At 58.7% G+C, this 12,698-nt stretch carries 14 protein-coding genes and 4 tRNA genes; 14 read left to right on the forward strand and 4 right to left on the reverse strand.

The genetic code is table 11. From position 1 onward, the window contains the following. The first annotated feature begins 42 nt into the window (after positions 1-42). Positions 43-1,005, forward strand: coding sequence for an alpha/beta hydrolase fold domain-containing protein (locus IF654_RS09695; protein ID WP_094988070.1), 963 nt, complete (start codon positions 43-45; stop codon positions 1,003-1,005). Positions 1,006-1,015: 10 nt separating this feature from the next. Here IF654_RS09695 and IF654_RS09700 read toward each other — a convergent pair whose 3' ends face one another. Beyond that, positions 1,016-2,341 carry an Nramp family divalent metal transporter gene (locus IF654_RS09700; protein WP_047275042.1) on the reverse strand — a complete coding sequence of 442 codons (1,326 nt, stop codon included), beginning with the start codon at positions 2,339-2,341 and terminating at the stop codon, positions 1,016-1,018. Between the two features lie 228 nt (positions 2,342-2,569). Between IF654_RS09700 and gltX the strand changes: the two genes are divergently transcribed. From gltX to IF654_RS09745, 10 genes are all read left to right on the forward strand, one after another. Further along, positions 2,570-4,051: a glutamate--tRNA ligase gene (gltX, locus tag IF654_RS09705; protein ID WP_047275040.1), complete on the forward strand. Its 1,482-nt coding sequence runs from the start codon at positions 2,570-2,572 to the stop codon at positions 4,049-4,051. 239 nt (positions 4,052-4,290) lie between these two features. Then, positions 4,291-4,366: transfer RNA gene (locus tag IF654_RS09710), tRNA-Ala, on the forward strand. A 77-nt stretch (positions 4,367-4,443) separates the two neighbouring features. Next, positions 4,444-4,519 (forward strand) — tRNA-Glu (locus tag IF654_RS09715). Positions 4,520-4,569: 50 nt separating this feature from the next. Beyond that, positions 4,570-4,645, forward strand: a tRNA-Ala gene (locus IF654_RS09720). A gap of 76 nt (positions 4,646-4,721) precedes the next feature. Then, positions 4,722-4,797, forward strand: a tRNA-Glu gene (locus IF654_RS09725). Between the two features lie 174 nt (positions 4,798-4,971). After that, positions 4,972-5,406, forward strand: coding sequence for an acyl-CoA thioesterase (locus IF654_RS09730; RefSeq protein WP_047282521.1), 435 nt, complete (start codon positions 4,972-4,974; stop codon positions 5,404-5,406). Positions 5,407-5,480: 74 nt separating this feature from the next. Then, on the forward strand, positions 5,481-6,449 hold the full coding sequence (locus IF654_RS09735) for a tRNA dihydrouridine synthase (RefSeq protein WP_047282520.1): 969 nt from the start codon (positions 5,481-5,483) through the stop codon (positions 6,447-6,449). A gap of 114 nt (positions 6,450-6,563) precedes the next feature. Beyond that, positions 6,564-7,013 carry an Hsp20 family protein gene (locus tag IF654_RS09740; RefSeq protein ID WP_047275033.1) on the forward strand — a complete coding sequence of 150 codons (450 nt, stop codon included), beginning with the start codon at positions 6,564-6,566 and terminating at the stop codon, positions 7,011-7,013. Positions 7,014-7,189: 176 nt separating this feature from the next. Next, positions 7,190-7,318: a hypothetical protein gene (locus tag IF654_RS23105; RefSeq protein WP_255164191.1), complete on the forward strand. Its 129-nt coding sequence runs from the start codon at positions 7,190-7,192 to the stop codon at positions 7,316-7,318. A gap of 151 nt (positions 7,319-7,469) precedes the next feature. Next, a complete protein-coding gene (locus IF654_RS09745; RefSeq protein ID WP_047275031.1) occupies positions 7,470-8,435 on the forward strand; it encodes a GGDEF domain-containing protein in 966 nt (321 codons plus the stop codon). 35 nt (positions 8,436-8,470) lie between these two features. On the opposite strand, the gene pbpG is transcribed toward IF654_RS09745, so the two are convergent. Then, positions 8,471-9,409 (reverse strand): D-alanyl-D-alanine endopeptidase, encoded by a 939-nt coding sequence (gene pbpG / locus IF654_RS09750; RefSeq protein WP_047275370.1) that lies wholly within the window; start codon positions 9,407-9,409, stop codon positions 8,471-8,473. A 317-nt stretch (positions 9,410-9,726) separates the two neighbouring features. On the opposite strand from pbpG, the gene IF654_RS09755 reads away from it, so the two are divergent. Continuing rightward, positions 9,727-10,668 (forward strand): class I SAM-dependent methyltransferase, encoded by a 942-nt coding sequence (locus tag IF654_RS09755; protein ID WP_047275029.1) that lies wholly within the window; start codon positions 9,727-9,729, stop codon positions 10,666-10,668. A gap of 144 nt (positions 10,669-10,812) precedes the next feature. Here IF654_RS09755 and IF654_RS09760 read toward each other — a convergent pair whose 3' ends face one another. Then, entirely contained in the window at positions 10,813-11,331 is a 519-nt protein-coding gene (locus IF654_RS09760; RefSeq protein WP_047275027.1) for a Dps family protein, read from the reverse strand. Positions 11,332-11,536: 205 nt separating this feature from the next. Between IF654_RS09760 and IF654_RS09765 the strand changes: the two genes are divergently transcribed. Together IF654_RS09765 and IF654_RS09770 are read left to right on the forward strand one after the other, a co-directional pair. Beyond that, on the forward strand, positions 11,537-12,232 hold the full coding sequence (locus IF654_RS09765; protein WP_047275025.1) for an AzlC family ABC transporter permease: 696 nt from the start codon (positions 11,537-11,539) through the stop codon (positions 12,230-12,232). Next, complete coding sequence (locus IF654_RS09770; RefSeq protein WP_047275023.1) at positions 12,229-12,540, forward strand: AzlD domain-containing protein; 312 nt, start codon at positions 12,229-12,231, stop codon at positions 12,538-12,540. Before IF654_RS09765 ends, IF654_RS09770 begins: the two co-directional genes overlap by 4 nt. Here IF654_RS09770 and IF654_RS09775 read toward each other — a convergent pair. Beyond that, the gene (locus tag IF654_RS09775) at positions 12,488-12,682 is read right to left on the reverse strand and encodes a hypothetical protein (RefSeq protein WP_080960211.1); all 195 of its coding nucleotides are present in this window, start codon (positions 12,680-12,682) and stop codon (positions 12,488-12,490) included. The genes IF654_RS09770 and IF654_RS09775 overlap by 53 nt on opposite strands. Positions 12,683-12,698 lie beyond the last annotated feature (16 nt).

Here is a 12,698-nt window from a genome sequence, read left to right on the forward strand (position 1 = left end):
CTTCGGCAACCCGTGCCGAAGGCTATTTGCAAGGACACGCGTATGTCAGTAGTACCGGAGCTGGAAGCCTTTTTGGAACTGGCCGAGTTCAGCCGCATGACCGGCAAAAGGCAGGCCCTGCATGACCTGAGCCCGGCACAGGCCCGGCTGGAGTTTGAAATGAGTGCCGGGGTGCTGGACGAGCCGTTGCCGGGCGTCGACAGTTACGACCTGCGCCTCCCGGCCCGGGATGGTTTCAGCTTGCCAGCGCGCCTGTATCGCGCCCCGCAGCTAACGCCACAACCGCTGCCGGTGGTGGTCTACTTCCACGGCGGCGGTTATGTGATTGGCAGTCTGGACAGCCACGACGGGCTGTGTCGCCGGTTGGCCCATGCCGGGCAATTCGCCGTGCTGGCCGTGGATTACCGGCTGGCCCCGGAGTGGGTGTTCCCCACGGCGGTGCAAGATGCCTGCGACGCAGTGAACTGGTTGCTGCGCGAGGGCGCCCGTCATGGGCTGGACGCTACCCGCGTGGCGTTTGCCGGTGACAGTGCGGGCGGCACATTGAGCACGGTGCTCGCGATTCTGGCGGTGCGCGACCCGCAGGAGGTGGCCATCGTGCCGCGCGCGCAAGTGTTGCTGTACCCGGTCACCGACGGCAGTTGCAAACGTGAATCCCACCAGCGTTTCGCCCATGGGTATCTGCTCGAAACCGCCACCATGGACTGGTTCTACGGGCACTACACCCGAACCACGGCGGATGTGCAGGATTGGCGTCTTTCACCGTTACTGGCCCCGGATGTCAGCGGCGTGGCCCCTGCGCTGGTGTACCTGGCCGGGTTTGATCCGTTGCATGACGAGGGACTGGCCTATGCCGCCAAACTGGAACAGGCGGGCAATGAGGTGGTGAGGTGGGAAGAACCGGGGATGACCCATGACTTCATGCGCATGAGCGGCTTGCTCGAAGAAGTGGCCGGGATTCATGAGCGGGTGGCTGGCTGGCTGGATGAGCGGCTGGCCGGGTGAGGGCGCGCCCTCAGTCACCCACGCTGAGTTGCGCAATCAACCAGATATTGGCCCCGCTGATCACCGCGAACAGAAACCACGCCAGCAAGCGCGTCGGCAGGCGGTTGACGAAGGGGCCCATCAGTTTGACGTCGCTGGTCATGCGGATCAGGGGGTAGAGCGCAAACGGCAATTGCAGGCTGAGCACCACCTGACTGAGGATCAACAGCTTGCCGACGGCGTTGTCGCCCATCAACCAAACGCCCGCAAATGCAGGGATCAAGGCTAGCCCGCGGGTAATCAGGCGCCGCTGCCAGCACGGGATGCGCAGGTCGAGGTAGCCTTCCATGATGACTTGACCGGCGATGGTGCCGGTGAACGTCGAGCTTTGCCCGGAGGCCAGCAGCGCCACGCCAAACAGCACGCTGGCCATCGCGCCGCCCACCAGTGGGTCGAGCAGGCGGTAGGCGTCCTGGATTTGCACGACGTCGGTGTGGCCGGTTGTGTGAAACGCGGCCGCCGCCAGAATCAGGATCGCGCCGTTGACCATCAGCGCCAGCGCCAGCGAGCCGATGGTGTCGATCCGCGCCAGCCGCACGGCGTCGAGCTTGCTGGCGTAGTCGTTGCCCACTCGCCGGGTTTGCACCACGGAGCTGTGCAAGTACAGGTTGTGCGGCATCACGGTGGCGCCGAGGATGCCGATGGCCAGGTACAGCGGCGCCGCTTCGCTGATCGCCGAAAGGGACGGTTTGAATCCGTCGAAGACGTCAGGCCAATAGGGTTTGATCAGCACCAGCTCGACAAAAAAGCACACGCCAATCGTCATCACCAGCACCAGCATGATGGCTTCCAGCCGACGGAAGCCTTTGCCTTGAAGGGCCAGGATCAGCAGGGTGTCGAAGGCCGTCAGCGCGATGCCGAAGGTCAGCGAGCAGCCCAGCAACAAGTGGAACGCCAGGGCGCAGCCAAGGACTTCGGCGAGGTCGGTGGCAATGATCGAGACTTCGGCCAGCAGCCACTGCACCCTGGCTGAGCGCGTGCTGTAGCGCTGGCGGCACAGTTGCGCCAGATCGCGGCCGGTGGCGATGCCGAGTCGCGAGCACAAGCATTGCACCGCCATGCCTGCGAGGCTGGCCAGCAACACGACGAATAACAGGTTATAGCCGTAGCGCGATCCGGCTTCGATGGCGGTCGCCCAGTTGCCGGGGTCCATGTAGCCAATACTGATCAGCAGGCCCGGCCCGGCAAAACGCAAGGCGCGCTTCCAGAACGGTGCGCGGGGGTCCACCGCTACGCTGCCGCTGACTTCAGGCGGGCAGAAGGGCGCAGTGGGGATTTTCGGCAGGCTAAATGTCAAGTGCAGGCTCCGGTTGTTTTTGTGCGGGAGGCGGGCAGGGGCAATGGGTGTGAGGTTACATCGGTCGTGGGGTTTTTTCCGCCGATAGGGTCGATACAGCCGGGCTATTGCTGTTTTTACAGTCACGGGGGCGGCGATCTGTCTCGACGGTCAGTCCTGAGCTGGAGCCAAGCGGGGTCGGCCTGTTACCATTCGGCCCTTTGTTTTATCTCCACTTCGAGACCGCCCATGACCACCGTTCGCACGCGCATTGCGCCATCGCCTACCGGCGACCCCCACGTCGGCACCGCTTACATCGCTTTGTTCAACTACTGCTTCGCCAAGCAGCATGGCGGCGAGTTCATCCTGCGGATCGAAGACACCGACCAATTGCGTTCGACCCGTGAGTCCGAACAGCAGATTTACGATGCCCTGCGCTGGCTCGGCATCACCTGGAGCGAAGGCCCCGACGTTGGCGGCCCGCATGGCCCGTATCGTCAGAGCGAGCGCAGCGATATTTATAAGCAGTACACCCAGCAACTGGTCGACATGGGGCATGCGTTCCCTTGTTTCTGCACCGCAGAAGAGCTGGACCAGATGCGCGCCGAGCAAATGGCCAAGGGCGAGACCCCGCGCTACGACGGTCGCGCGCTGTTGCTGTCCAAGGAAGAAGTGGCCCGGCGCCTGGCCGCTGGCGAGCCGCACGTGATCCGCATGAAAGTGCCGACCGAAGGCGTGTGCGTGGTGCCAGACCTGCTGCGCGGCGACGTCGAGATCCCGTGGGACCGCATGGACATGCAAGTGCTGATGAAGACCGACGGCCTGCCGACGTACTTCCTGGCCAACGTGGTCGACGATCATTTGATGGGCATTACCCACGTATTGCGCGGTGAAGAATGGCTGCCGTCGGCGCCGAAACTGATCCTGCTCTACGAGTACTTTGGCTGGGAACAACCGCAGTTGTGCTACATGCCACTGCTGCGTAACCCGGACAAGAGCAAGCTGTCCAAGCGCAAGAACCCGACCTCGGTCACGTTCTACGAGCGCATGGGCTTCATGCCCGAAGCGATGCTCAACTACTTGGGTCGCATGGGTTGGTCGATGCCTGACGAGCGCGAGAAGTTCTCGCTGCAAGAGATGGTCGACAACTTTGACCTGTCCCGTGTCTCGCTGGGCGGTCCGATTTTCGATATTGAAAAACTCTCCTGGCTCAATGGCCAATGGTTGCGTGACTTGCCGCTGGATGAATTTGCCAGCCGTGTCCAGCAATGGGCGCTGAACCCCGAGTACATGATGAAGATCGCGCCGCTGGTACAAGGGCGGGTCGAGACGTTCAGTCAGATCGCGCCGCTGGCCGGGTTCTTCTTCTCGGGAGGCTTGCAACTGGATGCCAAGCTGTTTGAGCACAAAAAGTTGTCCGGCGATCAAGTGCGTCAACTGATGCAACTGATCCTGTGGAAGCTCGAAAGCCTGCGTCAGTGGGAAAAAGACGCCATCACCGGTTGCATACAAACGGTGGTGGATGCCCTTGAGCTGAAGCTGCGCGATGCGATGCCGCTGATGTTTGCGTCGATCACGGGGCAGGCCAGCTCGGTGTCGGTGCTGGACGCCATGGAGATTCTGGGCCCGGACCTGACGCGTTTCCGCTTGCGTCAGGCGCTGGAGCTGCTGGGCGGTGTCTCGAAGAAAGAAAACAAAGAGTGGGAAAAGCTGTTCAACGCAATCGGTTGATCGGTTTTGAGGTGCCGTCGCTGCCGCAGGCTGGGGTCAGGACCGCTGCGCGGCCCTTTTAGGCCTTTGGCAGCGACGGCACGTTTTGTATGCGGGGCCCGTATTTACGGGGTGGTAAGGGTAAGTGGTTGTTCTCTCGACCATTTTTTTTAAAAAACTTTGAAAATAAGTTTGACAGCCTACCGATCCAGTCTTAATATGCGCCCCGTCCACACAGCAACACGCAACACTGACTGTTTGGGGCTATAGCTCAGCTGGGAGAGCGCTTGCATGGCATGCAAGAGGTCAACGGTTCGATCCCGTTTAGCTCCACCAAATTTACAGTTCAATGCTTGGCCACACCGGCATTGAATCGATCAGCTCTCAGCGCTGATCATTGTTAGAAGGTTTGTGTCCCCTTCGTCTAGTGGCCTAGGACACCGCCCTTTCACGGCGGTAACAGGGGTTCGAGTCCCCTAGGGGACGCCAGTTTTACAGAAGCAGCACTTCGGTGTTGCTCCGCCGCCAGGCGATAAATCGGGGCTATAGCTCAGCTGGGAGAGCGCTTGCATGGCATGCAAGAGGTCAACGGTTCGATCCCGTTTAGCTCCACCAATTTACAGTTCAACGTCGGGCCACACTGGCGTTGAATCGATCAGGCAAATGCCTGATCACTGTTAGAAGGGTTTGTGTCCCCTTCGTCTAGTGGCCTAGGACACCGCCCTTTCACGGCGGTAACAGGGGTTCGAGTCCCCTAGGGGACGCCACGATTACCCGCTCTGCGGGATTTTTAAGGGTCATTCAATTATTGAATGGCCCTTTTGTTTGTCTGAAGCTTTTGTCATCCTCGTCATCACCCTCGTTTGGCCCTGCGCCGCTCCCCACCTTAAACAGACCTGCTGCGTTACACTGCGCCCTTTATTTAAGCGTGGAGGCTGGGCATGAGCTGGGATTTGGCAACGCCGTTCATCATTGATCTGCAGGTGCAGGCTGAAGACATCGACGGTTTTGGCCATGCCAATAACGCTGCCTATGTTGTCTGGCTGGAACGATGCGCCTGGCGTCACTCTCAGCGCCTCGGGCTGGACCTCACGGAATACCGTCGTCTTGACCGCGCCATGGCCGTGGCCAGGCATGAAATCGATTACCTGGCCAGCGCCTATGAAGGTGACGAGTTGCAACTGGCGACGTGGATCATCGATTGCGACAGACGCTTGCGCATGACGCGTCATTTCCAGTTGATCAGGCCGCGCGACGGGCTGACGTTGCTGCGGGCTAACACCACGTTTGTGTGCATCGAACTGTCCAGCGGCAAAGCCAAACGCCTGCCGCCCGAATTCCTCGATGGCTATGGTCCGGCGGTTGTGCCAGCCTGATAGGGCGTGCAACGCGATACCGATTGCCCGCGTTAGCGCGTAAACTGCCGCACGTTTTTTTATGAGAGTCACCCATGCAAATTGCCTTGGCGCCGATGGAAGGGTTGGTCGACAACATCCTGCGTGATGTCCTGACCCGCACCGGCGGTATTGATTGGTGTGTCACCGAATTCATTCGGGTCACCGAGCGTCTGCTACCCGAAGCCTACTTCCACAAGTTTGCCCCTGAGCTTCAGCACGGCGCGAAGACCCGTGCAGGCGTACCGCTGCGTGTGCAATTGCTGGGGTCCGATCCTGCGTGCCTGGCAGACAACGCAGCGCTGGCCTGCCAGTTGGGCGCTGAAGTGATCGATCTGAATTTTGGCTGTCCGGCCAAGACGGTTAATAAGTCCCGTGGCGGTGCCGTGCTGCTCAAAGAACCGGAACTGCTGCATGCGATCCTGTTGCAAGTGCGTCGTACCGTACCGGCTCATATCCCGGTCACGGCCAAGATGCGTCTGGGCTTCGATACCCCTGACAGCGCTAACGAATGCGCCATTGCGCTGGCAGAAGGCGGCGCAAGCCAGATCGTCGTGCATGCCCGGACCAAAATGGATGGCTACAAGCCACCTGCGCATTGGGAATACATTGCCCAGGTGCAAGAGGTCGTCAAGGTGCCGGTGTTTGCCAATGGGGATATCTGGTCCGTTGAAGATTGGCGCCGTTGCCGCGAAATCAGCGGTGCTGAAGACATCATGCTCGGCCGGGGTCTGGTTTCCAGGCCAGACCTAGCCCGGCAGATCGCCGCAGCGCGGGCCGGGGAGGAGGTCGTCGAAATGACCTGGGCTGACCTGCAGCCCATGATTCGTGATTTCTGGGCCCAGGCTCAGGCTCAACTGACCCCGCGCTCAGCCCCCGGGCGTCTGAAGCAGTGGCTGGCGATGCTGACGCGCAATTATCCCGAGGCCACCGTGCTGTTCAATGCGATGCGCCGCGAAACCGATTGTGAAAAAGTCCGTCATCTGGTCAACAACCCGCCCATGGATGCGGCTTCAAACGCCTGAAAATTTTTTTAAAAAAACCTCTTGAAATGATTGGGTCGGTCCCTATTTAGGGAGTACGCGATGCCGAAACCGGGTCGCGGAGACAAAATCTCGCTGAAATCAGGAGGCTAAATTATGAGCACTGCATTTTCTCTGGCGCCACTGTTCCGTAATTCTGTCGGCTTTGACCGTTTTAGTGATTTGTTCGAAACCGCGCTTCGCAATGACACCAGCGGTGGCTACCCACCCTACAACGTTGAAAAACGCGGTGAAGACAGCTATCGCATTGTCGTAGCGGCAGCGGGTTTCCAGCAGGAAGACCTGGACCTGCAAGTGGAGAAAGGTGTGTTGAGCGTGAGCGGCAGCAAACGTGAAACCAGCACCGACGACAGCGTGACCTTTTTGCATCAGGGTATTGCACAACGGGCGTTCAAACTGTCCTTCCGCCTCGATGACCACATCGAGATCAAAGGTGCAAACCTGAGCAATGGCTTGCTGAGCATTGATCTGCAACGGGTAGTGCCTGAAGAGGCAAAAGCCAAACGCATCCCGATCAATGGGGAACAGCCAGCCCTGCAAAACTGATCCCGCAGTGGCGTGTCCGGAACCCCGTCTTTTCAGGCGGGGTTCTTTGTATTCGGGGGTAGGCACGGAACTGCAAGCGCTTGTTTCCGGATGGCTTTCAGAGGTTTTTCGTCGACTAGCCTGAAGATAGCCGACCGGGCGCACCACGTGTCCGGCGCCATTCACAGGTGATTGACATGAAAAACAAACGTGCTCGCGACTCCGCAACCGGTCTCTTTATTCCTCTGGAAGAGGCCAGGCGTCGACCTCGGGAAACCACCGTAGAAACCATTAAAAAACCGAAAAAAGAGCAACCCAGGCATTGACGAGCAGTACGCAGGCATTTGTTTTCGACCTCTCCCCGAGACAAGTGCCTGCACTTTCTTTAATCCCTCCCTTCGGCGTTTGGTCGGCCATCTCTCGTTAAAAGACGCTGTGAACTACGCTTGTACCTGTTCGTGCACAAAGGAGTGACGCATGCGGGTTCCAGACAAACCTGTCGACGAGGCGGCTCGTTTAGAAGCCTTGCACAGGTTGAATGTCCTCGACACCGAGCCGGAAGAGCGATTTGACCGCCTGACCCGTCTGGCGCGGCGCGTGTTCAATGTGCCGATTGCCGTGGTCAGCCTGGTGGATACCGAGCGTCAGTGGTTCAAATCGGCGGCTGGCCTTGATGTCATTGAAACGCCCCGCGACGTGTCCTTTTGTGGGCACGCGATTTTGGGCGACCAGATTTTGATGATCTGCGACGCCGTGCTGGACGAGCGCTTTTATGACAATCCCTTGGTATTGGGCGATCCGGGCATCCGTTTTTACGCGGGCTGTCCGCTCAAAGTTGCTAACGGCGATAAAGTGGGCACGCTGTGCCTGATCGATACTTTGCCCCGTGTGCTTAGCGACGATGAGCGTGAGTTGTTGCGGGATTTGGCAGCGATGGCCGAGCAAGAGCTGGTGGCTGTGCAATTGGCGACCATGGATGAGCTAACCCTGCTTTCCAACCGGCGCGGCTTCGAAGCCTTGGCGCGTCATGGCCTGGCGTATTGCAGGCAATGGGGCAGGCCGGCGACGTTATTGTTTTTCGATCTCAATGAGTTCAAGCAGATCAATGACACCTACGGCCACGCCGAAGGTGATCTGGCCCTCAAGGCCTTTGCCGACGTGCTGCGCATCGCGTTTCGTGAAAGCGATGTGATCGGGCGATTGGGCGGGGATGAATTTGTCGTGTTGCTGACCGGCTCGGACTGCGTGTACATCGCCGCCATCATGGCTCGCTTGCAAGCGTTGCTCGATGAGCGCAATGCAAGCGCGTCACGGGGTTATGCGATTCGTTTCAGTGTCGGGCAGATTGAATATGACCCTCAACACCATGACTCGGTCGCAAGCCTGTTGCTCGACGCCGACCGTGCGATGTACATCCATAAGCAGACATTGAAGCGAGGTTGAGCCCGGCCCGGCATTCCGGGCCCGGGTCACACTGATTACTTTGAGGGGTGAGGCTGGGCCGCCGGGCGGGCCTTCAGGTTCTTGTCGGCTTTATAGCGCAATGCCACATCCGGCACGCTGCCACTTTTGCCGGTCTCAATCCAGCTGCGGATCCGGCTGGCATCGGCAAAGTGGGTGTATTTGCCGAATGCATCCAGAATCACCAGCGAAACCGGGCGGTTGCCCATTTCTGTCACCAGCACCAGACAGTGCCCCGCCTGATTGGTGAAGCCCGTCTTGGTGATCTTGATATTCCACTTGTCTTTGTTGACCAGATGGTCGGTGTTGCGAAAGCCCAAGGTGTAGTTGGGTTTGCGAAAGGCGACGGTTTTTTCTTTGGTGGTGCTCAATTGGCTCAGCATCGGGTATTGACGGGCGGCTGCCAGCAACTTGCTCAAGTCACGGGCCGTCGAGACGTTATGCATCGACAAGCCGGTCGGTTCCACATAGCGGGTGTGCATCATGCCCAGGCTTTTGGCTTTGGCATTCATGGCGGCAATAAACGCCACGTAACCGCCGGGGTAATGGTGTGCAAGGGTGGCCGCGGCGCGGTTTTCTGAGGACATGAGGGTAATCAGCATCATGTCGTGGCGCGTCAGTTCGCTGCCGAGTTTGACGCGGGAAAATACGCCTTTCATCTCGGGGGTGTCGCTGATGTTGACCGCGATGTATTCATTCATCGGCAACTTGGCATCCAGCACTACCATGGCGGTCATCAATTTGGACACCGAGGCGATCGGCACCACGACGTCAGGGTTGCTGGCGTAAATGATTTTGTTGGTTTGCAGATCAACCAGCATCGCGCTGCCTGACGCGATATGCAGTTGTGAGGTGTCGCGCGGTGCAGAGGTGCTTTCAGTCGCTGCGGCGATTGAGGGAGCGGCGGCGCCTGTGAGGACTAAAAACAGGCCAAGAATCGAAAGATGACTTTTCACGCAGATTGACTCGAAAAGAAGTGGGAGGTGACTGGCTGCATCGCGATGCATTACACATCGAGTTACATTTGTTGAGTATGTATCAATAACCGTAGAAATGCCTGAGGTCGCAGGCAGTTACAGCGTCTTTTTCACGTAATTCGTCTGATTAAGCCTCGGCAGCGACAAAGGCGATCCGTTAGGCCGGGGCGATGTACCAAGGGGCACAGACTCACCTCTGACCCCAGGCCGAAGGAGCCGTCTTAGGGTGCGAGGCTGGCGTGGAGGCCGAGGTAATTGTGTAAAATGCCCGCCCTTTGAAATAACCGGCCCCACCGATGACCTCTGAAGCGTTTTCCATCCTCGACTCGCATCTGTTGACCGCCCTGCAAAGCCCCCCCGAAGAGACCCGCCGTTTGTTTCACGGGCGAGGTCGCTGCTGGCCGGGGCTGGAGCAATTGACTGTGGATTGGCTGCAAGGCGTGGTACTGGTCTCGCTGTTCAAGGAGCCTGAAGCCGCTGCGCTGCAAGCCCTAAAAGCCCTGTTGATCAACCTGGCGCAGACGCCGGTATGGCAAGCCAGCGGGGCGCACACCCTCGTGTTGCAGCATCGCTATACCCTGCAAAGCGACACCGAATGGCTGGTGGGCGAAGCCATTGACGAGTGGACGCTGACTGAAGGTGGGCTGCGCTACCGTGTGGATTTGGGTCGTAAGCAGAACAATGGCCTGTTTCTCGACATGCGTTACGGTCGCGAGTGGGTCAAAGCCCACGCCCAAGGCAAGCGGGTGCTGAATTTGTTTGCCTACACCTGCGGGTTTTCGGTGGCTGCCATCGAGGGCGGAGCCGAGCATGTGGTCAACCTCGACATGTCGCGCGCGGCGTTGAGCCGGGGCCGAGATAACCATCGCCTCAATGGCCACGACATGAGCAAGGTCACGTTTCTGGGGCATGAGTTGTTCAAGTCATGGGGCAAGGTCAAAAGTACCGGCCCTTATGACCTGGTCATCATTGACCCGCCATCCTTCCAGAAAGGCAGTTTTCTGCTGACCAAGGATTACCAGCGGGTGGTGCGCCGTTTGCCAGAGTTGTTGAGTGAAAACGGTTTAGTGTTGGCGTGCATGAATGACCCGTCGCTGGGGTCGGACTTTTTGATAGGCGGCGTGACCGAGCATGCGCCGGGGTTGCGCTTTGATCAGCGACTGGCCAACCCGCCCGAATTTCCGGATGCCGACCCCGAATGCGGATTGAAAGCGCTGGTGTTCAGGCAGGGCGTTTGAAAGGCAAAAAAAAGCCCGCAGGGGTAGGCGGGCAAGGGTTCATTGAATGAGCAAGGGCCACTATACAAGCTGCGGTTCGCGGGCTGAGTGAAACATAATTCATCTGCAGCGCCGGTTTGATCGGGATCAAACCGGCGTTGTGTTTTATTTGGTACGCGACGATTCGAACAGGAACCACACACGGCGTTCCGCTTCATCGATCCAGTTTTCCAGCAGGCTGGTCGTCGCGACGTCGCCCAGCTCCGAACACATGCTGTGGGTTTCACGCATGTAAGCCGCCAGTTGGATATTGTCTTCACGCAACTCGGCCAGCATGTCTTCCGGGGTCACGAAATCGGCGTCGTTATCGAGCAGGCGTTGCAGCTTCTTGATGTGGCCGATCGAACGAAGGGTGGTGCGACCCAGCTTGCGCACACGCTCGGCGATCGCATCGGTGGTGGCAAAAATCTGATCGGATTGCTCATCCAGCAGCAGGTGGAAATCGCGGAAGTGCGGACCCGACATGTGCCAATGGAAATTCTTGGTTTTCATGTAAATGGCGAAGGTATCGGCCAGCAGCGCGTTCACTTCGGCTGCAATGTTGATGCAAGCTTCATCGCTCAGCGCCGAAGGTGTCCGCAGATCGGCCTTTCTGGTTTCCTTGGCGGATTTCAGGTCTTTCATGATGGTTCCTCGTGGAAGCTGTGGGCGGGAGATAACGGATAACGATTCCGGCTGACTAAAGACCAGGATTGACCTTTCGTCAAACTGTCGTGGCCGTACCGCTACGTCGTTTGAGCGGTCCGGGCGCGCATTGAGCAAGATTGTTCAAGACTTTGCGTGGCGTTGTTGCGACCCTTTGCCGCTGCTGACCATCAGGATGTTTTAAATGCCCCATTCGCTTCCAAGAGCCGCCTTCATACGCGGTGTGATTGCTTGTCTGCCATTGACGCTTGCCTGTGCGCCGTGGGGGCTGCTGGCGGGGTCAACCGCCATCGATGCCCAACTGACCCCCGCCCAAAGCCAGGGGCTGTCGGTGCTGGTGTTCGCCGGCGCCGCGCAACTGGTGGCCATTGGCATGATCAAGGGCGGTGCCAGCGTGTTGTCGATCCTGCTGACGACTTTATTGCTGACGTCTCAACACCTGCTGTACGCCATGCATTTGCGCCCCGTGGTTTCACCGCTGCCCGCCAGATGGCGGTTCGGTCTGGGCTTTTTACTCACCGATGAGTTTTTTGCATTGGTCAGCAGTCAGGATCGCCAGACGTTTAACCGCTGGTATGCGTTGGGTGTCGGGCTGTGCATGTACATCGGCTGGAACCTGTTCACCCTGATGGGCGTGGTCCTCGGCAAAAGCATTCCGGGCCTGGACCAGTTGGGGCTGGAGTTCTCGATTGCCGCGACGTTCATTGCCCTGATTACGCCCGTGGTGCGCAATGTCCCGACGATCATTTGCGTGGCCGTTTCACTGGTGAGCGTGGTGCTGTTCAGTTATTGGCAGTGGGAGTCGGCGATCGTGCTGGCGGGGCTGGCCGGGATGGCGGCCGGTTACTTGAGCAAGCGAGCAGGGGTGTTTTTCGAATGATGTGGGTGATTATTGTCGGGATGGCGCTGATTTTGTTTTTCAACCGCTATCTGTTTCTGGAGCCGCGGCTGCCTATCCGTCTGAATAGAGGTGTGAAGGAGTTTTTGGGCTTCGCTGTGCCGGGGATGCTGACGGCCATTTGCGGGCCGATTATTTTCGTCAAGGACCGAGCGCTGAATCTCAGCCTCGACAACCCGTACCTGCTGGCCGGGTTGTGTGCGATCGGGCTGATGGTCTGGAGTCGCAACGTGTTGCTCAGTGTCGTGTCCAGTGTGGCGTTGTTTTATCTGTTTCGCTGGTGGCTTTGACTTGAGCGGCGGCCCGAGAAGTAAACGGGCCGCTGACCGGCACCCCGTCGATCACCACATACCAGCAGGCCAACAAGCCGTCAGCGCGCAGTGGAGCAGGCACTGCGCTGCCCACCATCGACATGACATGAACCTTGGACATACACACCTCCTTCAAT

The organism is Pseudomonas lundensis (assembly GCF_015377145.2).
GTDB classification, from domain to species: Bacteria; Pseudomonadota; Gammaproteobacteria; order Pseudomonadales; family Pseudomonadaceae; genus Aquipseudomonas; species Aquipseudomonas lundensis.